This is a genomic window from Arthrobacter sp. Edens01 (genome assembly GCF_001307035.1).
In the GTDB taxonomy this organism is placed as follows: Bacteria; Actinomycetota; Actinomycetes; order Actinomycetales; family Micrococcaceae; genus Arthrobacter_B.
This window is the reverse complement of the sequence record NZ_LKIU01000005.1, coordinates 361,342-381,640: the sequence shown is the minus strand read 5'-3', so window position 1 is coordinate 381,640 and position 20,299 is coordinate 361,342. Positions and strand designations below refer to the sequence as shown.

20 protein-coding genes are annotated in these 20,299 nt (G+C 65.6%); 4 read left to right on the top strand and 16 right to left on the bottom strand.

Translation table 11 applies throughout. The features are described from left to right. Positions 1–265: 265 nt before the first annotated feature. Complete coding sequence (locus AO716_RS17260) at positions 266–1,264, top strand: hypothetical protein (RefSeq protein WP_152969911.1); 999 nt, start codon at positions 266–268, stop codon at positions 1,262–1,264. Positions 1,265–1,319: 55 nt separating this feature from the next. Here AO716_RS17260 and AO716_RS07870 read toward each other — a convergent pair whose 3' ends face one another. Together AO716_RS07870 and AO716_RS07865 are read right to left on the bottom strand one after the other, a co-directional pair. Next, positions 1,320–3,167 (bottom strand): glycoside hydrolase family 2 protein, encoded by a 1,848-nt coding sequence (locus tag AO716_RS07870; RefSeq protein ID WP_055240379.1) that lies wholly within the window; start codon positions 3,165–3,167, stop codon positions 1,320–1,322. 7 nt (positions 3,168–3,174) lie between these two features. Next, positions 3,175–3,954: a CPBP family intramembrane glutamic endopeptidase gene (locus tag AO716_RS07865; protein ID WP_055240378.1), complete on the bottom strand. Its 780-nt coding sequence runs from the start codon at positions 3,952–3,954 to the stop codon at positions 3,175–3,177. A 152-nt stretch (positions 3,955–4,106) separates the two neighbouring features. Between AO716_RS07865 and hutH the strand changes: the two genes are divergently transcribed. Both hutH and AO716_RS07855 read left to right on the top strand, forming a co-directional pair. After that, the gene (gene hutH / locus AO716_RS07860) at positions 4,107–5,696 is read left to right on the top strand and encodes a histidine ammonia-lyase (protein ID WP_055240377.1); all 1,590 of its coding nucleotides are present in this window, start codon (positions 4,107–4,109) and stop codon (positions 5,694–5,696) included. Between the two features lie 10 nt (positions 5,697–5,706). Continuing rightward, on the top strand, positions 5,707–6,015 hold the full coding sequence (locus AO716_RS07855) for an acylphosphatase (RefSeq protein WP_055240376.1): 309 nt from the start codon (positions 5,707–5,709) through the stop codon (positions 6,013–6,015). Positions 6,016–6,223: 208 nt separating this feature from the next. Here AO716_RS07855 and AO716_RS07850 read toward each other — a convergent pair whose 3' ends face one another. From AO716_RS07850 to AO716_RS07810, 9 genes are all read right to left on the bottom strand, one after another. Further along, positions 6,224–6,967: a hypothetical protein gene (locus AO716_RS07850; protein ID WP_152969910.1), complete on the bottom strand. Its 744-nt coding sequence runs from the start codon at positions 6,965–6,967 to the stop codon at positions 6,224–6,226. 152 nt (positions 6,968–7,119) lie between these two features. Further along, entirely contained in the window at positions 7,120–8,205 is a 1,086-nt protein-coding gene (locus tag AO716_RS07845; RefSeq protein ID WP_055240374.1) for an NAD(P)/FAD-dependent oxidoreductase, read from the bottom strand. Continuing rightward, a complete protein-coding gene (locus tag AO716_RS07840; protein WP_055240373.1) occupies positions 8,198–8,998 on the bottom strand; it encodes a protein phosphatase 2C domain-containing protein in 801 nt (266 codons plus the stop codon). The genes AO716_RS07845 and AO716_RS07840 overlap by 8 nt, the downstream gene beginning before the upstream one ends. A 20-nt stretch (positions 8,999–9,018) precedes the next feature. Then, positions 9,019–9,915, bottom strand: a complete 897-nt coding sequence (locus AO716_RS07835; protein WP_055240372.1) for an aminoglycoside phosphotransferase family protein — start codon at positions 9,913–9,915, stop codon at positions 9,019–9,021. A 122-nt stretch (positions 9,916–10,037) separates the two neighbouring features. Continuing rightward, positions 10,038–11,555 (bottom strand): Asp-tRNA(Asn)/Glu-tRNA(Gln) amidotransferase subunit GatB, encoded by a 1,518-nt coding sequence (gene gatB / locus AO716_RS07830; protein WP_055240371.1) that lies wholly within the window; start codon positions 11,553–11,555, stop codon positions 10,038–10,040. Further along, positions 11,555–13,057 (bottom strand): Asp-tRNA(Asn)/Glu-tRNA(Gln) amidotransferase subunit GatA, encoded by a 1,503-nt coding sequence (gatA, locus tag AO716_RS07825; protein ID WP_055240370.1) that lies wholly within the window; start codon positions 13,055–13,057, stop codon positions 11,555–11,557. Before gatA ends, gatB begins: the two co-directional genes overlap by 1 nt. An 8-nt stretch (positions 13,058–13,065) precedes the next feature. Continuing rightward, positions 13,066–13,362, bottom strand: coding sequence for an Asp-tRNA(Asn)/Glu-tRNA(Gln) amidotransferase subunit GatC (gene gatC, locus AO716_RS07820; RefSeq protein WP_055240369.1), 297 nt, complete (start codon positions 13,360–13,362; stop codon positions 13,066–13,068). A 166-nt stretch (positions 13,363–13,528) separates the two neighbouring features. Next, positions 13,529–14,023 (bottom strand): GNAT family N-acetyltransferase, encoded by a 495-nt coding sequence (locus tag AO716_RS07815; protein WP_055240368.1) that lies wholly within the window; start codon positions 14,021–14,023, stop codon positions 13,529–13,531. Between the two features lie 121 nt (positions 14,024–14,144). Next, a complete protein-coding gene (locus tag AO716_RS07810) occupies positions 14,145–14,591 on the bottom strand; it encodes a TraR/DksA family transcriptional regulator (protein WP_082413430.1) in 447 nt (148 codons plus the stop codon). Between the two features lie 314 nt (positions 14,592–14,905). Between AO716_RS07810 and AO716_RS07805 the strand changes: the two genes are divergently transcribed. Beyond that, positions 14,906–15,154, top strand: a complete 249-nt coding sequence (locus AO716_RS07805) for a hypothetical protein (protein ID WP_055240367.1) — start codon at positions 14,906–14,908, stop codon at positions 15,152–15,154. A gap of 35 nt (positions 15,155–15,189) precedes the next feature. On the opposite strand, the gene AO716_RS07800 is transcribed toward AO716_RS07805, so the two are convergent. Genes AO716_RS07800 through AO716_RS07780 form a run of 5 tightly spaced genes read right to left on the bottom strand, consistent with a single transcriptional unit; the run spans position 15,190 to position 20,230 of the window. Then, positions 15,190–15,858, bottom strand: coding sequence for an ABC transporter ATP-binding protein (locus AO716_RS07800; RefSeq protein WP_055240366.1), 669 nt, complete (start codon positions 15,856–15,858; stop codon positions 15,190–15,192). Next, positions 15,848–16,750, bottom strand: a complete 903-nt coding sequence (locus tag AO716_RS07795; RefSeq protein ID WP_055240365.1) for an ABC transporter ATP-binding protein — start codon at positions 16,748–16,750, stop codon at positions 15,848–15,850. Before AO716_RS07795 ends, AO716_RS07800 begins: the two co-directional genes overlap by 11 nt. After that, positions 16,747–17,613, bottom strand: coding sequence for an ABC transporter permease (locus AO716_RS07790; RefSeq protein WP_082413429.1), 867 nt, complete (start codon positions 17,611–17,613; stop codon positions 16,747–16,749). Before AO716_RS07790 ends, AO716_RS07795 begins: the two co-directional genes overlap by 4 nt. After that, a complete protein-coding gene (locus AO716_RS07785; protein ID WP_235472034.1) occupies positions 17,606–18,625 on the bottom strand; it encodes an ABC transporter permease in 1,020 nt (339 codons plus the stop codon). Before AO716_RS07785 ends, AO716_RS07790 begins: the two co-directional genes overlap by 8 nt. Before the next feature lie 3 nt (positions 18,626–18,628). Next, on the bottom strand, positions 18,629–20,230 hold the full coding sequence (locus tag AO716_RS07780) for an ABC transporter substrate-binding protein (protein ID WP_055240364.1): 1,602 nt from the start codon (positions 20,228–20,230) through the stop codon (positions 18,629–18,631). Between the last annotated feature and the right edge of the window lie 69 nt (positions 20,231–20,299).

The window sequence follows — 20,299 nt, the reverse complement described above, 5'->3', positions numbered from 1 at the left end:
CACTGCGGGACTTCCCTGCACCACGGGACACGTGATCAGTGCGTTTCCCTCCGCTTTGAGACTTTCCCTGCCAGTTTGGGACTTTCCTGCGCGGCGCGGCGTCAGGAAAGTCCCAAACTGGCAGGCATGTCCCAAACTGCAGGGTTTTCGTTACGACCCGGCCTTCGCTTCCGCCCACCGACTCCACCGTTTCCCCACGGCTTCGTTTTCCACAGATCGACCTTTCCAAGACCACACCCAGCTAGAAGAGCAGCATGGTTGGCGCATGTCGTTGAACTTCTTGTTTGCAGCCGAGGCGGATCTGGACGGAACGTGCCGCCGTACCCTCGCACGCAGATGCACTTCCGGCGAGCTGGTACGCCTACGACAGGGCGTTTATGTCCCGGCATCCGACTGGCGAAGCCTGGCGCCCTGGGAACGTGAACGAGTCCGGCTGGCCGCAGCTGCTCAGACCGGACAATCCCAGCGGGTCCTCATACAGCAATCAGCGGCAACGATCTGGGGCATCCCCACCGTTGGACCATCACCGGAAGTCATGTTCCTTGCACCAGCCGATACACACGGACGCAGCCGCGGAGACCTTCGGTGGGCTGAGCGTGAGCTGCTGGAGCCGGTCGCATCCATCGACGGCATAGCCGTCACGGGCAGGGCCCAGACAGCACTGGACATGGCTGCGTATCTGCCCTTTGAACACGCCGTTCCAGCTATGGACCATGTTCTCCGTCCGGACCACTGCCAGGGATTGCCGCCCCTGGAGAGGACTGCCCTGCGGGACCTCGCACAGGGGCTGCGCACCCACACCAAACGTGCCCGTGCCCGGCGTGTCATCGACTTCGCGGATGCCCGCTCCGAATCGCCCGGTGAGTCCTATTCACGGGCGTTGCTGCATCGCTATGGTTTTCCCCCACCAGACCTGCAGCGTGAGTTTCGTTCGTCTGGAGGACAGCTGCTTGGCCGAACGGATTTCTTCTGGGAGGAGCAAAATCTGGTTGGGGAATTCGACGGCGCCGTCAAGTATGGTTCTTCGGTAAACGGCGGGATACTGCACACCCAACAGGCACTCGTAAAGGAGAAACGACGCGAGGACGCTATCCGGGCTACCGGCGTTCGATTCGTGCGCTGGATGTGGGTTGAGGCCAGCCGACCGCCAGATCATCCCGAGGGACTCGCACAGTTGCTGATTCGGGCAGGACTCCCGCGCTCACGAAGATTGGGCAAACTTGGAACAACCTCGCCACCGCCCGGCGCACGCCGGTCAGCATGACAGTGTCCTCTCTAACCTGCCGCTACGCGGTTGCGCCTATGAGGCCGCGACCCTTTCAATTTCCGGAGAAAGCACGCACCAGGTCGGCGTTGACGGCACGCACCACATTGGCGTCGAGCTTCAAGACACGGCGGTCATAGGTCAGCAGGCCGTTGACCTCGTCCTCGACGTCGGTGAGCTGGGTGTACACGGTCGCAGCCAGTCCCTGCTGCAAGGCAGGCTCGATCTGGGTGCGGTGCAGCGCGGTGTATGCCCGTTCGAGTTCGGCGCTGCTGTGCAGGGTCTTGCCGTATCCGAACACCTTGTTGTTCCAGGTGTGTCCCTCCACAGGAAGACTGAAACCGCCGTATTCGGAGAGCACAATCGCCCGGGGATCACGCTGCCAGCGCCGCCGGATGCGGAACGGGACGGCGTAGACGTGCAGGCTCTTCGCGTCGCCGGCACCCTGGTCGTGCCAGCCGCTGGCATGGTCTATGCTCCGGGTGGGGTCGAGCGCGCGCAGCTCCGCAGCAATGTCCGCTGCGTCGAACTGCCCCCAGCCCTCGTTGAACGGAACCCAGACGGCGATGCTGGGAACACTCCTCAGCAGTTCGACGGCGCTGCCCATCTCCCTGCGGAACGCAGCACGTCCGGCGGGGTCGCTGCGCCCGAACCTCACATACCGCCGATCGCTGCGGCTCCCTCTGCCGGGCAAGGGCACCGGTTCCGGGGCCCGGCCTTCGCCCATTCCGCCATTGACCATGTCCTGCCAGACAAGCATGCCGATCCGGTCACAGTGGTGGTACCAGCGCAGCGGCTCGATCTTGATGTGCTTTCGCAGCATGCTGAAGCCCAGGTCCTTGGCAGTCTGGATGTCGAACACCATTGCCTCGTCCGACGGCGGCGTATAGAGGCCGTCGGGCCAATAGCCCTGGTCCAGCAGGCCGGCGTGCAGGTATGGCTTGCCGTTCAGCAGCAACCGCTGGTGCCCGGCCGAATCAGGTCCGGTCCCAAACGTCCGCAGGCCGAAGTATGACTGAACCTCGTCGGTGCCCAGTCGGACCCGTACGTCGTACAGGAATGGATCCTCCGGACTCCACAGCCGAGGGTCCGGCAGGGCCAGCCGTATGGGTTCCCCGGGAATGTACGCGGCCGCTGCCACAGCGACCCCGTCGGCATAGACCGTCACTTGGGCAGGCAGGTCGCGGACCGCTTTGTCAGAGTCGAACGCACCGCCGTCCGCGGCGCCAGACTCGACGTCGGCACCGTCCACGGCACCAGCTTCCCGGGCACTACCGCCTGCAACCACAGTGATTTCGACGCCGTCAAGGGAGTCCAGCGGCGTGATCACCACGTCGCGGATCCAGGTCTGCGGGACCTTCTCCAGCCACACGGTCTGCCAGATGCCTGACTGCGCCGTGTACCAGATGCCTCCGCGTTCCAGCTTCTGTTTGCCGCGGGAAGCCCCGTTGGTGTCAGTGCCGTCCAGCACCCGCACCACAAGCTCCTGCTGACCTGCCCCCAGCAGGCCGGTGACATCGAAGGCGAAGGGGAGGTAGCCGCCGTCGTGCGTTCCTGCTTCCTGCCCGTTAACGTAGACCGCGCAGCTCTGGTCAACCGCCCCGAAATGCAGCATGACCCGTTCCCCCGGTCCGTCCGGGAGGGCGAACGTCCGCCGGTACCAGAGGGCATCGCCCGGCTGGAGCTGGCGTTCGACGCCGGAGAGCGACGCCTCGGGCGAGAACGGCACCAGGATCTTTCCGTCCCAGTCCTCCGGCTCAGCGGTCCGGGAAGCGGAGGTGAAGGCGTAGTCCCAGTAACCGTTGAGGTTGGTCCAGCCGCTACGAACCAGCTGGGGCCGCGGGTATTCGGGCAGCACGTTCTCCGGGTCCAGGGCTTCGCCCCAGGGTGTCAGCAATGGCATGTAGGGGTTAGTCTCCAATTCCAATGGCGGATCCGAAGAGCGCGAACCCGACAAATCCTGCAATATCAACTAGCGCATGGGCGATGACCAAAGGCATCACGCGCTTGGTTTTGTAGTAGGCGTACCCGAAGAGCAGTCCCATCAGGAAATTGCCAATCCCGGGACCGATGCCCTGGTACAGGTGGTAGCTGGCCCGGATCAGGGCGCTGGTCAGAATCATGGCGGGTACGGACCATCCCAGCGCGCGCAGCCGGGTGAACAGGTATCCGACCACAATGACCTCTTCGAGGACCGCATGGCGCATCGCGGACAACACCAGGACCGGAAGGGTCCACCAGTACGTGTCCAGGGCCGCCGGGACGATGGCCGTGGTGATGCCCATTGCCCGTCCTGCGGCGTAAACGCCCAATGTCCCGACGCCGATGACGGCCGCGAGTGCGAAGCCGAGCCCAAAGTCCAGCAACGGCCGGGAGAAGGTGAAGCCGATCCGCCGGAACGCTGAGCGCCCCGGTTCGGTCAGCAGAAACAGGACCAGCGCCACCGGGACCAGCGAGAAGAAGATGCCCAGCAGCTGGTAGACGAGGTCAAAGAGCGGGCTGTCATTCAGCACCGGGTTAAGCGTGGTGGTCTGTCCCTGCAGCGGCCCCTGTGTCATCTTGTCCAAGAGGCGCACGACGGCGTACACGCCCGACTGCCCCAGGGACAGTCCCAGTACGATCAGGATTTCGACTTTGAGCCTGCGCCGCGTCCCGGCGTCGGGCACGGAGTCAGCAGAGGCGGAGGGCATGTGCCTATTGTGCCTGATCGAGTTCCCGGGCCGCTGGCCCCGCACTTGCGGTTAACCGCCAAGTGCATTTCACTGATTGAAATGCCAATACCACTGTGCGGCATTTCAGCGTACGACGCTGAGCGTCGGCAGCGAACAGACAGGAAGATGTCTTGGTTCTTTTTTCTCAGGATTCCGCTCCGGGGACAGCCCTGACCGTGAACATCGGCACCGGGCCACTGGACCCGGAAGCCGTCCTTGCCGTCGCCCGGCAGAACGCTCCGGTCGCCCTCACCTCCGAAGTTCTGGCAGCGATGGAGTCATCCCGGTCCGTCATCGAGTCACTGGCCGCTGATTCAAAACCCCACTATGGCGTCTCCACGGGCTTCGGGGCACTGGCCACCAAACAGATTCCCGCCAGCCAGCGGACTGCACTCCAGCGGTCCCTGGTCCGCAGCCACGCGGCGTCGTCCGGACAGGAAGTAGACCGCGAGGTAGTCCGTGCGCTGATGCTCGGCCGCCTGGCAACCCTTGCGACAGGGCGGACCGGAGTGCGTCCCGCGGTTGCCCAGGCCTACGCCGGCCTGCTCAACGCGGGAGTGACTCCGATCATCGGTGAATACGGTTCGCTCGGCTGCTCCGGTGACCTGGCGCCTCTCTCCCACTGTGCCCTGGCCCTGATGGGCGAGGGACGGGTGCGCGACGCCGACGGGCGGGAACAGGACGCAGCCGAGGCCCTGGTGTCGGCTGGCCTGGAACCCCTGGAGCTGCAGGAGAAGGAGGGCCTTGCGCTCATCAACGGCACGGACGGCATGCTGGGAATGCTCACCATGGCAATCGCGGACCTGCACCGTCTGCTGACCATCGCGGACGTTGCGGCAGCCATGAGTGTTGAAGGACTCCTGGGAACCGACGCAGTTTTCGCCGCTGACCTCCAGGCCCTGCGCCCGCAGCCCGGCCAGGCCGAATCCGCAGCGAACATCCGTGCCGTGCTGCACGGGTCAGTCCTGGTGGAGGAACAGAAGACCGGAACCTTTACCCGGGTCCAGGATGCCTATTCGCTGCGCTGCGCGCCCCAGGTTCACGGGGCGGCCCGGTCTACCCTGGCCCATGCCGAGCATGTTGCAGCCTGTGAGCGTGCCTCCGCTGTGGACAATCCCGTTGTGACCGTCGACGGACGGGTGGAGTCAAACGGCAACTTCCACGGAGCTCCCGTGGGCTACGTCCTGGATTTCCTGGCCATCGCCGTTGCGGACGTTGCGTCCATGAGCGAACGGCGCACAGACCGGTTCCTGGACCGCAACCGCAGCCACGGCCTTAACGCTTTCCTGGCCGACGATCCCGGCGTTGATTCCGGCCACATGATTGCGCAGTACACCCAGGCCGGCATTGTCTCGGAACTCAAGCGGCTGGCCGTCCCCGCCTCCGTGGATTCAATCCCGTCCTCTGCCATGCAGGAAGACCACGTCTCCATGGGATGGGCAGCGGGATTGAAGCTCCGCCGGGCCCTGGACGGGCTGGCCCGGGTTCTGGCAGTGGAGGTGCTCACCTCCGCACGGGCACTGGACATGCGCGACGGCGGTCTGGCCACTTCGCGCAGCGCTCCGGTCTCGACGGCGGTGCGAACCGCGGTGCGTTCCGTAGTGCAGGGGCCTGGCCCCGACCGTTACCTTGCCCCCGAGATTGAAGCCGTCTACCGGCTGGTGGCCGGCGGAGCGTTGCTGGACGCAGCCAACGGTGTGCTGGAAGAGCCGCTGCACTAGGCTTCGGGACATGAATTCACCGCAGAGCCCGTCAGGCAGCGCCAGGGACCAGATCCGGGTTACCGCCCGTGTAAGCGGTCTGGTTCAGGGCGTGGGGTTTCGGTACCGGGTGATGCGCCAGGCGCTGAAGCTGGGGCTGACAGGAACTGTCATCAACCAGGCCGATGGCTCCGTGGCAATCACCGCAGAGGGCTTGCCGTCAGCCCTGGACGGACTCATGGAATGGGTTCGTTCACCTTCGGCGCCCGGAGCCGTTGAGAACGTGGAGGAACGCCACTCCCCCGCCACCGGTGAGTTCAACGGGTTCGACGCCGGCTAACCCCAAGTTTCACAAAAACGAGTCCAGACATGAAGAACGCCGGCAGACTGTGGGTTGGTTGGGGGGAACAACCCTAGTCTGCCGGCGCCGGATAGTTCACTACGCTATCCATTCATCACTCGCACCCTTATGAGGTACTAACTACGTTAGGACAGCGGTCTGGAAAGCTCCTGTCAGCAAGCTGGCAACTCCCTGAGAGTGAGACCGGCTAAGCCGCCCGCTTCAGTCCAGACTCCGCCTGCTTGGCCGGCCGCTGGTGGTGGACACCAGTCCCCGGCTTGATCTGGCGCGGCTTGCTGCCCTTTTTCTTTTTGGCAGCTGCCTTCTTGTTCACCACAGATTTGCTCACGGTCGGATGGCCGGCTTGCGGACGGCCGGCGGCCGGCTTGTTTGCCTTTGCCTCAACGGACGCAGCCTTGCCATCCTGCTGGCTCACGCCTGGCTTGACCGTCTTGGCCTGAACGGGTGCTGCCTTGGCGGCCGGACGGCTCACATCGGGCTTGCTGAGGGGCTTGTGCGCAGCCGGAGCGGACTCCTGCTGAGCAGCAGAGTCCAGTCCGGCAGTGGCCGGCACCGCCGCCGGCCAGGCTGATGCCGGACGGCTGCCGGACCAGGACGGGGCCAGCGCAAACTTCAGTTCTTCTGCCGCGAACCGCGTTGCGTCCACGAAGACAGCGGCGGCGTGGTCCTGCGGGGCATTTTCGGTCCGGCGGACAGCGGAGCGCTTCACCAGCCGGTACAGGGCTGAAGCGACCACCAGGATGGCCACGCCGGTGCCGTACATCAGGGCAAGGGACAGGGCCAGGGAAGTCGTGCCGCCGGAAAACGAACCATAGCCAGCGACCGCCAGGACCAGCCACACGACGCTCACGGCGGTGATCACGGAACGGGCTTTGACGTAGAAGGGACGCTGCTGCACACCGGCGAACTGCGGCGGCAATATTTCTGGCACTGACGAAACCTCTCAAAAGCACAAACAGCAGGGCTGGAATGGGAAAATGGCCGGAGCCGCCCTGCCCTACAACTCTAGGTTTAGGTGCGTCCTGCTTTGACCATTCACAGGCCGTTTCACCGATTCGTTACACCGTTAAGATGAGATTTTCGTCACAGTCCCGTACGGGCTGGAGAAAGGGCCCCGGAGACGTCCAAAACCGGGTCCCGGCCGAGCAGCTGGGCAGCGGCAAATTCAGCAATTCCCGAAGAGGTTTGGAAGCCGTAGCCACCCTGCCCGGCGAGCCAGTAAAACCCGGGAACGGCGTCGTCGAACCCCACAACGGGCAGTCCGTCCGCTGCCTCAGTCCGCAGCCCGGTCCAGGCCCGGACGGTGCGTCCAAGCTCCAGGCCGGTCAGGGTATTGACCAGGGAGATGAGCTCGGCAATGTCCTCGGGCCGGTGCCGGGCGTCCTCAGCGGGACTGGGTACGGCTTCGGACGGCGAGATCAGCACTCCCTCGAGGTCCGGCCGGTAATAGAAGGTGTCTTCCGCGCTGGCGACCATCGGACCGTCTGCGGCAGGCGGGTTGCCTGCCTCCACAATTGCTGCTGTCCGGCGGTAGGGCTGCAGCCCGCGTTCACGGACGCCGAAGAGCGCGGCGACCGGGTCGGCCCAGGCTCCTGCAGCATTCACCACTACTTCTGCCGTGAAGGACTCTCCGCCCGCGGTGACGGTCCACAGACCGTCACCGGTCCGGCTGGCAGAGTCCACGCGGCGTCCCGTGAGGATGCGTCCGCCGGAGGATTCGATCCGCGCGCGGTGCCAGTCCAGCAGGATGTCGGTGTTGCAGGAGACAGAGGTGGTGTCCAGTCCTGCGGCTTCGAAGGTTCCGGTGCCCAGTTCCGGAGCAAGTGCCGCTGCCTCCGCGATGGTCACGGGGTGCATGTGCCCGCTGGCACGGTCACGCACGTCTTCTTCGGTGCCCACAAGCATAAAGGCCCGCGGTACCAGGATCGGTTCGGGAAGGTCTGCCTCGAGTTCACGGATCAGGGCCAGCGTTCTCACGGTCAGGTCCTGCACAGCCGGCGGCCCGTAGCTGGGAATGAGCTGCCGCGCGGAGCGTGATGAGGTGTGGTAACCGAGTTCATTCTCGGCTTCAAGGAGTACGACGCCGGTGTCCCCGGCGATGCGGGAGGCGAGGGACAGCCCGGCTATGCCTCCGCCAATAACAAGGACCGGAGTTTTGGCCTTATGCACCGGGCACCACCGTCAGGATGGTGGCGTCGTCGGCTTTTTCCCCTACTGCCGCCTGCCGCTCGCGCAGTTCAAGCAGCAGCTGCTGCGCACCGAGGGGAGTCGAGGCGGCCCGGAGGAAGCTGCAGGGACTGTCCACCAGGCCCAGGTCCACAGCACGCCACGCGCCGTCGGATGCCAGCACCACCCGGCGCGGCGCAGGCAGCCGCACCAAATGGGCGTGCTGTACCGCTTCCGGTTCACGCCGGGCCACCCACAGCCTTCCCGGGGTGTTGCGCAGCTCCCGGTCGCGGCGCAGAAGTTCCCGCGCCTGGTCCGGATCGGCCGGGCGTTCGCGGTGGACCCGAAGGTCTGCAGGTTCACTCGTCACATGCACCACGGATGTATCCTCCAGTTCCACCGCCACATGGCAGTCCGCTAGTACCAGCACTTCAACTCCGTTCCCGGTGAGCTGTGCCAGGGCCAGGGCAGCGCTGGGAAAACGGGTGCGTTCGCTGCCGGCCTGTTCCTCTGCCACCCTATCCACCCTGCGGAGTGCTTCGGCCAGCACACCGCCGGCTGCCGAACCAGTGTCTGCCGGGCCAGTCACCGCTACGGCGCTCTCCGCCAACAGCAGGTCCAGTGTCCGCGCATACCAGGAAGGATTGGACGCCCCGGGCAGGTCCAGCTCCGGAAGCAGCGAGGTAGCGCCGTCGATCACCCAGGCACTCGATGCTGAAAACCCGCAGCTGTCCTCTGTGACGTGCCCGTCGCCTTCAGTCTGGACGCGGACGGAGTGTCTCCAGGAGATGGGCATAGCTCATTCTGGCACGGCCCCTACAGCCAGGAGAGATCGTCGGTAAGGATCTCCATGAGAGTCTCCGATCCCACCAGGTACAGGCCCGGATGGCGCTGAGCACCGGCCAGCAGGTTCGAAGCCACGCACAGCGCCCAACCGCGGGCCCGCAGCCAGACGAAGGGATCGCCGTCGTACTGCGTTCCCAGTGCACTGCGGAAGGACCGCCTCCCTGCCGCGTCAAAAACCAGCCAGGCAGCGGCAAGGTCTGCTGCCGGGTCCCCTGCGGTGAGATCCCCGAAATCGATGATGGCCTGGAGCGTTCCGTCCCTGGCGATCAGGTTGGCGGGGTGCAGGTCCCCATGCAGCCAGAGCGGCACCGAATTCCAGCCCGGCAGCTGCACTGCTTCAGCCCACAGTTCCCCGATGCGGGCGGCACGCGGGACCATCCCGGCGTGAAGGCGCTCCTGGACCGCTTCGTCCCTCGACAGGAGTGGCCCGCCAACCACCGGGTTGCGCGGGTAATCCTGGGGTGCCGGCCGGTGAAAGGCATTCAGGAACTCTGCGAGCGGTCTGGCCAGGGATTCGTTGCGGTCCCGCGGCTGCAGGGAGACGTCCAGGCCATCGAACCAGGCGCTGACGGTCCATGGATAGGGATAAGACTCCTCCGGCACACCCGCGTAGACCGGGGTTGAGGTGTCCGTCTGCAGTCCGGCGGTCAGCGCAGGCAGCCACTGCTGCTCCTTGGCCATCAGGGCGGCGGCGTCTTCCCGCCGGGGCAGGCGCACGGCGTGCTCCCCGCCCAGCCTGAAAACGTGGTTGACCCATCCGTCGCCCACCTCAAGGAGAGGGAGGTCGGCCAGGTGCGGCTGCTGGTTCTGCAGCAGGCCGCGCACCAGGCCCGCATCCACCCTGAGCTGGGACGGAACGCCGGGCATGCCAGCACCCTACCCCGGTGCCGTGGGTTCCGGGAGGGGTATTAACGCCGGGCGGCCCCGTTCCGGTGCATCAGGCCGCATGGGCCGTCAGCACCGGGCCGGGGCCGGCACGGTGGAGAGCGTTAGGCGGAGACGCCCAGACGTTCCAGGATCAGCTCACGAACGCGGCCGGCGTCGGCCTGTCCGCGGGTTGCCTTCATAACGCCGCCGACGATCGCGCCCACAGCCTGGATCTTGCCGCCGCGGATCTTGTCCGCGACATCCGGCGCTGCTGCCAGGGCGGCATCGATGGCTTCGAGCAGGGCACCGTCGTCGGAAACGACGGCGAGACCGCGCTTCTCAATGACTTCCTCCGGAGTGCCTTCGCCGGCGAGCACGCCGTCGAGCACCTGGCGGGCCAGCTTGTCATTGATCTTGCCGGCCTGGACCAGGCGGTCCAGTTCAACGATCAGTTCCGGGGTGACGCCGGTATCCACCGGATCCACTTCGGCTTCCTTGGCGCGGCGGGCAACTTCACCCATCCACCACTTGCGTGCCACCTGGGCGGAGGCACCGGCTGCGATAGTCTCCTCGATGGCTTCCATGACGCCGGCGTTGACCACATCGCGGAACTCGGCATCGGAGTATCCCCAGTCGGCCTTGAGCCGCTTGCGGCGCTCGGCCGGCGGCTCGGGCAGGCGGGAGCGCAGCTCCTCGATCCACTCTTCGGTGGTGACCACGGGCAGCAGATCGGGTTCCGGGAAGTACCGGTAGTCATCGGCGTCGGACTTGGGCCGGCCCGAAGTGGTGGACCGCGTGTCCTCGTGCCAGTGACGGGTTTCCTGGACAACCTTCTCACCGGAGTCCAGCACGGCAGCATGCCGCTGGATTTCGAAGCGGACGGCGCGTTCGACTGCGCGCAGCGAGTTCACGTTCTTGGTCTCGGAGCGGGTGCCGAACTTTTCCTGGCCGTGCGGGCGCAGCGAGACGTTGGCATCACAGCGGACGTTGCCGCGTTCCATCTTGGCGTCGGAGACACCGAGGTTCTTCACGATTTCCCGGATGGCTGCCACGTAGGCCTTGGCGAGCTCGGGTGCGCGGGAACCGGCGCCCTCGATCGGCTTGGTGACGATTTCCACCAGCGGAACACCGGCTCGGTTGTAGTCCACCAGGGAGAAGTCGGCGCCCTGGATGCGTCCGGCAGCGCCGCCCATGTGGGTGAGCTTTCCGGCGTCCTCTTCCATGTGCGCGCGTTCGATCTCGACGCGGAACACGGTTCCGTCCTCCAGCTCAACGTCCAGCCAGCCGTCGTACGCAATGGGGTCTTCGTACTGGGAGGTCTGGAAGTTCTTGGGGGTATCCGGGTAGAAGTACTGCTTCCGGGCAAAGGTGCAGGATTCGGCGATCTTGCAGTTCAGCGCCAGGCCAATCAGGATCGAGTACTCCACTGCCTTCTTGTTGACCACCGGCAGCACGCCGGGCAGGCCAAGGTCCACGGGGGTGACGTTGGTGTTCGGCACATCACCGAACTCGTTCGGGGCGTCGGAGAACATCTTGGTCTTGGTGTTGAGCTCCACGTGGACCTCGAACCCGAGTACCGGATCGTACTTCTCCATGGCCTCGTCAAAAGGCACGGTTTCTTCCATGGTGTGCACGGACATTACTTCACTCCTCCGAGTACGGGTGCCGAGGCCAGCAGCGGGCCGCCCCACTTCTGCTCCAGCAGGCCTTCAAGTGCCGCACCGGCACGGTAGAGGCGCACGTCTTCACGGGCGGGTGCCAGGAACTGGATGCCAACCGGCAGACCGTCGGCCAGGCCGCCGGGGATGGAGATGCCGGGAACGCCGGCCATGTTGGCCGGAATGGTGGCGACGTCGTTCAGGTACATGGCCAGCGGATCATCCAGCTTTTCGCCGAGCTTGAACGCGGTGTTCGGCGAGGTCGGGGAGATGAGCACGTCAGCCTGCGCAAACGCGGCGTTGAAGTCGCGCTGGATCAGGGTGCGGACCTTCTGGGCCGAGCCGTAGTAGGCGTCGTAGTAGCCGGCGGAGAGGGCGTAGGTGCCCAGGATGATGCGGCGCTTGACCTCGTCGCCGAAACCGGCGGCGCGGGTGGCGCCCATAACGCGCTCAATGGTGAGCGGCGGGTCGGCGGGCAGGCGGCGCATGCCATAGCGGACGCCGTCGTACTTCGCCAGGTTGGAGGAGGCCTCCGAAGGCATGATCAGGTAGTAGGCACCCAGGGCGTACTTGAAGTTGGGGCAGGAAACCTCAACGATCTCCGCTCCGGCGTCCTTCAGCAGCTCCAGGGACTCGTTGAAGCGCGCCTGTACACCGGGCTGGTAACCCTCGCCCTGCAGTTCCTTGATAACGCCGATGCGCATCCCGGCCACACTGCCGTTGCGGGCAGCTTCCGCCAGGTTTCCAACGGGATCGGTCAGGGAAGTGGAGTCACGCGGGTCGTGTCCGCCGATGACTTCCTGCAGCAGGGCAGCGTCCAGCACAGTCCGGGAGACCGGGCCGATTTGGTCCAGCGAGGAGGCCATGGCGATCGCACCGTAGCGGGAGACCCCGCCGTAGGTGGGCTTCACACCCACGGAACCGGTGACGGATGCCGGCTGGCGGATTGAACCGCCGGTGTCCGTACCGAGGGCCAGCGGTGCTTCGAAAGCGGCAACGGCTGCTGCCGAACCGCCGCCGGAGCCGCCGGGAATGCGGTCCAGGTCCCACGGGTTGCGGGTGGGACCGTAGGCGGAGTGCTCAGTGGAGGAGCCCATGGCGAACTCATCCAGGTTGGTCTTTCCAAGCATCGGCATGCGGGCGGCACGGATCCGGGAGATCACCGTTGCGTCGTACGGGCTCATCCAGCCCTCGAGCATCTTCGAACCCGCCGTGGTGGGCTGGCCGACCGTGACGATCAGGTCCTTGATGGCAATCGGAACGCCGGCCAGGGTGTGCAGTTCTTCACCGGCGGCACGTGCCTTGTCCACACCGGCGGCAACTTCCAGCGCCTCATCGGTGTTGACGTGCAGGAACGCGTTGATCTCGCCGTCGACTTCAGCGATCCGGTCCAGGTGGGCCTGGGTGACCTCGACTGCGGAGACCTCGCGGGAGGCGAGCTTGTCTGCCAGGACGGCAGCGGGAGAGGTAATCAATTCACTCATGGAAGTCTTTACTCCTCATCCAGGATGGCAGGGACCTTGAAGCGGCCTTCGGCGTTGTCCGGGGCGCCGGACAGGGCCTGCTCGTTGGTCAGCGTCTGCCCCACAACGTCCTCGCGGAACACGTTCACCAGCGGGATCGGGTGGGAGGTGGCCGGGATGTCCTCGCCGGCAACTTCGCTTACGGATTTGATCGAATCCACGATGACATCAAGCTCGCCGGCCATTTTATCCAGCTCGTCATCGGTCATCTCAATGTGGGCCAGCCGCGCCAGATGCGCCACAGCCTCACGATTGATCTCAGACATGAGTCTCCCATGCGTCTTATGCAGTATTTTCGGCGTACGCCGGTATCCGTACCAGTCTACGGCGTTTGGGCCCCCGGTTCTGGTGGGCCGGGCACACGGCGGCAGTGCTGCTTTCGGGCAAACCGCAGAGCAGCGCGCGACGCCGGTGCCACGGCGCGTCGGGCAGCTACAGTTCCAGCCGGAATACCCAGAGGATGTAGTCCTCGCCGGGAACCGTCCAGTCCCTCTCGGGCACGCGTTCGAACCCGAGGGAGAGGTACATGCTGTGGGCACCGAGCATGCTGGTCATGCTGGTCAGGGAAACGGCATGGATTCCCTCCAGGCTGCGGGCGTGCTCAACGATCGCATTAACCAGTGCACGGCCAACTCCCCCGCGCTGCACGGCGGGATCAACGGCGAGCATACGGAACTCCAGCTCACCTTCGACCGCGATGTCCGTGTACGGCTGGCCTGCAAAGGTGACCGCCGCCGAGCCCGCCACGACTCCGTCCTTCTCGGCGACCCAGAGTTCGGCGTGCTCGTCGCGGTGCTCTACGTTTTCAAGTTCCTGGACGTAGGGATTGTCGGCCTCAATGAACCCTGCTTTGAGGTACGCCTCACGGGTGATCCGGCGGATGTCTTCATAGTCTGCCGGTGTTGCCCGCCGGACGGTAATGCTCATTGGTGTTACGAATCCTTACGTGGTGGTTGATTTCCACGGTAGATTCTATCTGCCGCAGGAGCACCTTCCCCGCCGGTGGTGACGGTCGGCACATCCTCGCCGGTGGCTGGATCCCGAGCGGTCAGCGACGCCTGGCAGCGGCTGCACAGGCTACGCAGAAGCGGGCCTCGGGCCGGATTTCCAGGCGGGCTTCAGGGATCGGTTCCCCGCAGCGTTCGCAGATACCGTACGCACCGTCGTCCAGCCGCACCCGCGCGTCGAGAAGCTCAACGAGTGACGCTTCCAGTGCGGCCAGCATGGAGACTTCGTTAGCCCGCTCCACGGAGACCGTGGTGCCTTCGGGATCGTGCTCGTCATCCGCCGGGGTGTCCTTCGCTGCGGCGGTGACTTCCCTAATGTCCGCCAGGACTGTGTCTATCTTGGCGCGGGCAGAATCGATGTGATCGTCGATGATGGCAGCGAAGCGGGCGGTGTCCAGGTCTTTGGGCGTTTGGGGCTTCGGTTCCTGGACACGCGTGGTGACCGCTGGTGCCAGTTTGCGCGATGCCGCTGTGACTTTACGTGGCATGGTGCGTCCTCCCGGTGTCCATGGATCTCGCTGAGTTCCATCAATTATCCGCGCGGGACCCACGAAAACCTGCACCTGCAGAGCGCGCTTTCCTCAGGGCTTAATCCTCCGGCTGTGGGGCGTGACGCCTGTTCCGGGAGGGGAATTTGGGGCGAAGGCTCAAGTTTGGCTCAACTCCTGCTCAAGGAATCCACAATTCTTTTCCTAAGCCTGAATCGGCTTTGATCCCCACCCCCGCCGGAAGCATTTGAGCGCTATTCTCACAGCACCGTTCCAGCTTGTTCCGGAACGAAGGTCTAGCACTGGGGGTAGGCATGCAGAATGAAATCAGGCTCGCGCCGGGAATGATTGTGCGCTGCGAGAAGGGCATCAGTTCCGTGCGGCTGCGGGTCATGGGAGCTTCACGCTGCGACTGCAGCAAGATGGGCGTCATTGTCCAGGTCATGGAAGACGCCGTGGTGGACAACTTCCACTACTGGAAAGGCCACGTCATTGTGATGGACCGGGACAAGATCACGGTGGATTCAAAAACCGCCGTGCCGTCCTGGACCGGCGCTTACTAAGCCGGTGGCCCGCGGGGCCGGGATGCCCCTGTAGCTCATCGTTCCCCGGAAGCAGCAGACAGCGCCGCCAGGCTGGTAACGGAAGTGCACCACGCCTCAAGGAGCGGACGGTCATGGCTCAGGGCCAGGACCCCCATGCCGCGGGACTCAACCTCGCTGCTGATGACGCGAACCAGCGACGCAGTGGTGGCGGCGTCCAGCATTGCGGTCGCTTCGTCGCAGATCAGATAACCGGGCTCTGCCGCCAGTGACCGCGCCAGGCACGCCCGCTGGAGCTGTCCATCGGAAACCTCGCTGGGGTACCTGTCCAACAGGTCCGGGGTCAGCTGCACCTGCGCGGCGAGTTGCTCGACGCGGCGTGCCCTCCCGCCCCGGCTTGTTCGCCCTGCCCCTTCCGCGATGATCTGCCGCAGCGTCAGCCTGGGACTGCAGGAGGCCCGCGGAGACTGAAAGAGCATCGCGATGCCGCAGCCGTGTCCTTTCTGTTTCCAGGGCCGCTGCACCGGTTGTCCGTTGCACGTCACCGTTCCCTCCCCCGCCGGCAGGAGGCCGGCCAGGATACGGGCCAGCGTGGTCTTGCCGCTGCCCGAGGGCCCCGTGAGGCCGATCTGCCCTCCGGCCGGGACGCTGATGGTGACGTTGCGCAGGACAGGCGTGCCGCCGTAGCTGAATCCGGCGTTCACCGCGCTCAGTTCAGCGGGCATAGCCGGCCTCCGCTGCCGCCGCGAGCCGCTCGGCGTAGCTGTACTCCGGGGGAAGGTCCGTCAGCTCCGGGGAGGTGCCGGGCATCGCCTGAAGTCCGTTGGCGGGCAGGGCTGCGAGCAGATCCCGCGAGTACGGATGGGACGGAAGCTCCAGGACTTCGGACGCCGGGCCGGACTCCACGATGCGCCCGGCATACATGACCGAGACTTCGTCCGCAGTGCCTGAATCGGCCAGGCGCTGCAGATCGTGGGTAATGAGGACGACGGCGGCGCCGGCGTCGGCGACGCGGCGCAGCAGCCCCAGCGTCAGCTGTGCCAGGTCAGGGTCCAGGCCGGAAACCGGTTCGTCGGCCAGCAGGACGTCCGGACCGCCGGCCAGGGCAAAGGCGATGGCTGCCCGCTGCAGCATGCCGCCGCTGAGCTCGTGTGGAAACGCGTCCAGCGCCTGCGCCTCCAGGTTCACCTGCGCCAGCAGATCCTGCGGGTTCCTGGCTCCGCCCAGTTCGCGGACCGTTTCCCCAAGCTGGGATCCGACGGTCCGCACGGGTGTCAGGTAGGTGGCCGGAGACTGGGGAACATAGCCGATGACCCGCCCGCGCAGTTTGGCCGCACGGGCGGCTCCGTCCCGCCCCGCCGTCAGCGGGGTCCGGGTGCCGGAGGCATCCACATAGTCCAGCTCACCGGCGGCCATCGTTCCCGGCGGCAGCATGCCGAGGACGGCGGAGGCGAAGGTAGTCTTCCCGCAGCCGGATTCACCAACAAGGGCATGCACCCCGCCCCGGTATGCGCTGAAGGCCACGTCGGTGGCTGCGTGGACCCAGCCTGTGCCCCGCCGCGTGCGGCTGGGAATGCGTACGGTGTGCCCCTCGGCGCGGATCGCGATGCTGTTCATTGTCTTCCTTCCGTCCGGGAGAGGAGTCCTTTCCCGCAGGCGGCCACAGCCAGGGTGGTAACCAGCAGGAGCAGTGCCGGGAAAACCAGGGCCCACCAGCCGCCGAGCATCACTTCCGACTGCGCTTCCTTCAGAAGCGTTCCCAGGGATGCCTGGTCCGGAGACAGGCCCAGCCCCAGGAAAGAGAGCGTGGACTCGTGCCAGATGGCGTGCGGGAGCAGCATGACAGTGGCCACTACCCCCTGTGCCAGCGTCCCGGGAAGGAAATGCCGCCGCAGTACCTCTCGCCGGGTCGACCCAAGGAGGTAGGCAGCCTCCACGTATTCCCGGCTGCGCAGGGACAGGACCTCGGCGCGGACAATCCTCGCGACCTGCGTCCAGTGCGTGAGCGCAATGGAGGCGATGATGGCTGTCACGGAGCCGCGGAACATCGCAACAATGACCACCCCCAGCAGCAGGTGGGGCACAGCGTTGATGCCATCGACCACCCGCATGACGATTCGGTCCGTCCGGCCGCCGAGCGCCGCCGACACGGCCCCTATCAGCATCCCGAGTCCCATCGAGGCAAGCGCACAGAGAACAGCGATGAGCAGTGAGACACGCAGCCCGGAGGCAAGCCGGATGAAGAGGTCGCGGCCCGCGTGGTCGGTTCCGAAGGGGTGGGCGGCCGACGGCGGCAGCCGGGCGGAGCTGAAATCGGTCAGCTTTTCGTCCGTGCCGGCAAGCATCGGAACAAAGACGGCGTAGGACGCAATCAGCACCAGGACAGCCACACCCAGGATCGTGCCGGCTGCACGGAGTCCCCGCCTCCGGACGGCGGGGCCGGTGAGACGGAGATCTGCAGCTTCCACGGTGCTAGACATCGGCGGACACCCTCGGATCAATCCAGACATACAGCAGGTCTGCGACCAGCGAACCGGCGAGCACTGCTGCGGTTGTCAGCACCGTCAAGGCCGCCAGCAGCGCGAAGTCCAGGGCCTGCGCCGAGGAAACCACCGCTGCCGCCAGCCCCGGCCAGGAGAACACCGTCTCCACCAGCACCGCCCCCACGATGACTTCCGGCAGCCGGGTGCCGAGGACGGCGATGAACGGAGCGAGGGCGGCAGGCATGACGTGCCGGCGGACGACGGTCCTTTCGGACAGTCCGCGCAGCAGGGCTCCGCGCACGGCGTCGGATGCGAGCGCCTCCCTGGTGGAAGCCCGCAGGGAAAGTGCCAGCCAGGGAAGCTGTGAAAGCGCCGTAGCCGTAACGGGGAGGATCATATGGCGCAGCACCTGCCCGGCAGTTGGCTCCGTGCCCGGATCGCTCAGCCCTCCCCCGGGCAGGAGCCCCAGGCCCAGGGCGAAAACCATAAGCAGCCCCAGCGAGATCACGAACGGCGGCAGCCCCTGGAGCAGGGTTGCCGCCGCTGCCGTGATCCGATCCAGGAGACCGCCCGGGCGGCGGGCGCACCGGGCAGCCAGCAGCAGCGAACCGACGGCTGCCAGGAGCAGGCCGGTTCCCGCGACCAGCAGCGTCCAGGGCAGCCGTTCAGAAATCACGGACGCCACCGGCTGGCGGAACACACGGGAGTAGCCAAGGTCTCCTGACAGCGCGGATGTCACCCAGTGCCACCAGGCCTGGATCCACGAGGTGCCCAGCCCGAGGGATTCGGACAGCACCTCGCGCTGTTCCGCGGAGGTCTGTGCAAAGCGGTCTCCCAGGTACGCGGCAAGCGGATCGAAGGGCGAGATGCTGGCGAGCAGGAAAACGAGAAGGGAGACGCCCACGGCCACCGGCACGCCCAGGCCCAGACGCCTCAGGACGATCACCCGCGTCTGGCGCAGGCGCCTGCGCCGTCGCGCCGGCCGGGACGCGGCTTCGATGCCCGGCACGGGTTAGTCCCGCGTCCAGTGGCGGAGACTCCACCAGAAGCCCCAGCCGACGTCGTGGGCGTGTGGTTCCAGCACGGTCTGGACGTTGTTCCAGCCCTGGTCTTCCTGGACGTAGTTGTGGTCGATGAAGGCCAGCATCACGTAGCCGGGATCCTGGATGTAGAGGTCCTGGACGGCCAAATAGTGCTTCGTGCGTTCGTCCGCGTCCAGGCTGCTGCGCGCGGCCTCAAGGTGGGTGTCCATTTCCGGGCTTCCGGTGCCGCCGGGATTGGCAAAGGGCGAGCCGCCCTCAAGCGGGCTGTGGAGGGTTTCGAAGAGCTGTGTGTCCAGGTCATATGGCTTGTCGCCGCCGCCGAGCAGGATGCCCACTTCTCCGCGCCGCTCCTCGATGACGTTCCAGTCCGTGCCGAGAAGCGTGACGTCTACACCGAGTTCGGACATGTTCGAGGCAAACGCGAGCGCAAGGTCCCGCCGCAGTGTGTCAGTGGCGTTGTAGGCAACCTCAAACCCGGCGCGCTCTCCGTCCCTGGTCCGGATGCCGTCTTCGCCGCGCAGCCAGCCTGCATCGTCCAGCAGCTGACCGGCTGCCTCGGGATCGTAATCGAACACCGCGTCCGGGTCGAAGGCTTCCCCGTAAATGTCAGCCACCGGAGTATGGGCGGGTTTGCCGCGCCCGCCCAGGACATGGTTCACCATGCCCTGGCGGTCAGCAGCCATGTTCATGGCCATAACTGCGGCCGGGTCAGTGGCAAAGACACTGTCCGCCGGCAGCGACAGCCCACGCCAGTCGGCCGTCTTGACGGCCTCGTAAATGTATCCGGACTTGCCCTCATACTGGGCTGCCAGCAGCGGCGGCAGGACCGTACCGTCGATTTCCCCGGACTGGAGCCGCTGGGCCCGCGAATTGTCATCCGGGACGTGGATGATGGTGACGGTTTCAACTTCGGGAGCGCCGTTCCAGTGATCCTCATTGGCCGTAAGGACCGCTTCGCCCGGGCGGAGCGACGTGAGCCTGTACGGTCCGGTTCCCACTGGATCCGTGTTGAGGGTGGACTCTGCCGCCAGTCCCGGAGTCAGCCGTTCCGACGGTGCAATCCCCAGCAGCAGCCGGCTGGGGAAGCCCGCATAGGGGTATTTCAGGGTGAAGGTGACCGTGCCGTCCTCAGAGGCTTCGACATCCTGGAGCATGTCAAAGGACGTTGCCAGTTCGGATGCCGACGCCGGATCTACGACGGCGCGGTAGGTCGCCGCGACGTCCCCGGCGTCCAGGTCCGTGCCGTCGGTGAACTTCACCCCGGAGCGGACGTGGACTGTCCACTGCGTTCCTTCGGCGTTACTCTCCGGCATGCCTTCCGCGAGCCACGGCGCGAGCTCCGGAAGCGCCGAAGACCCGTCCTGGGGAGACAGGCGCAGCAGGCCGTCGTAGATCTGTGACTGACCGCTGTCTCCGTGACCGCCAACCGGGTTGAACTGTCCGGGTTCGTTTGCATCCGCCAGGATGATTCCGGTGGTCTCCCCCGGTGAGCCGCTGCAGCCGGCCACAACTCCGCAGACCAGTATGGTGCCGGCCGCCAAGGTCCTGCTCTGATGCTTTCCTGCTGGCATAGGGAAACCCCTCAACGTATGCATACGTGTGCAGCTATTGGTGGATCAATTCTCGATTCCTGCGCCGGG

What these genes read in the sequence shown, in the direction of transcription:
- AO716_RS17260 (WP_152969911.1), top strand. Translation starts at nt 266, where the DNA reads ATGTCGTTGAACTTCTTGTTTGCAGCCGAGGCGGATCTGGACGGAACG.
- AO716_RS07870 (WP_055240379.1), bottom strand. Translation starts at nt 3,167, where the DNA reads ATGCCATTGCTGACACCCTGGGGCGAAGCCCTGGACCCGGAGAACGTG.
- AO716_RS07865 (WP_055240378.1), bottom strand. Translation starts at nt 3,954, where the DNA reads ATGCCCTCCGCCTCTGCTGACTCCGTGCCCGACGCCGGGACGCGGCGC.
- AO716_RS07855 (WP_055240376.1), top strand. Translation starts at nt 5,707, where the DNA reads ATGAATTCACCGCAGAGCCCGTCAGGCAGCGCCAGGGACCAGATCCGG.
- AO716_RS07840 (WP_055240373.1), bottom strand. Translation starts at nt 8,998, where the DNA reads ATGCCCATCTCCTGGAGACACTCCGTCCGCGTCCAGACTGAAGGCGAC.
- AO716_RS07835 (WP_055240372.1), bottom strand. Translation starts at nt 9,915, where the DNA reads ATGCCCGGCGTTCCGTCCCAGCTCAGGGTGGATGCGGGCCTGGTGCGC.
- gatB (WP_055240371.1), bottom strand. Translation starts at nt 11,555, where the DNA reads ATGTCCGTGCACACCATGGAAGAAACCGTGCCTTTTGACGAGGCCATG.
- gatA (WP_055240370.1), bottom strand. Translation starts at nt 13,057, where the DNA reads ATGAGTGAATTGATTACCTCTCCCGCTGCCGTCCTGGCAGACAAGCTC.
- gatC (WP_055240369.1), bottom strand. Translation starts at nt 13,362, where the DNA reads ATGTCTGAGATCAATCGTGAGGCTGTGGCGCATCTGGCGCGGCTGGCC.
- AO716_RS07815 (WP_055240368.1), bottom strand. Translation starts at nt 14,023, where the DNA reads ATGAGCATTACCGTCCGGCGGGCAACACCGGCAGACTATGAAGACATC.
- AO716_RS07810 (WP_082413430.1), bottom strand. Translation starts at nt 14,591, where the DNA reads ATGCCACGTAAAGTCACAGCGGCATCGCGCAAACTGGCACCAGCGGTC.
- AO716_RS07805 (WP_055240367.1), top strand. Translation starts at nt 14,906, where the DNA reads ATGCAGAATGAAATCAGGCTCGCGCCGGGAATGATTGTGCGCTGCGAG.
- AO716_RS07800 (WP_055240366.1), bottom strand. Translation starts at nt 15,858, where the DNA reads ATGCCCGCTGAACTGAGCGCGGTGAACGCCGGATTCAGCTACGGCGGC.
- AO716_RS07795 (WP_055240365.1), bottom strand. Translation starts at nt 16,750, where the DNA reads ATGAACAGCATCGCGATCCGCGCCGAGGGGCACACCGTACGCATTCCC.
- AO716_RS07790 (WP_082413429.1), bottom strand. Translation starts at nt 17,613, where the DNA reads ATGTCTAGCACCGTGGAAGCTGCAGATCTCCGTCTCACCGGCCCCGCC.
- AO716_RS07780 (WP_055240364.1), bottom strand. Translation starts at nt 20,230, where the DNA reads ATGCCAGCAGGAAAGCATCAGAGCAGGACCTTGGCGGCCGGCACCATA.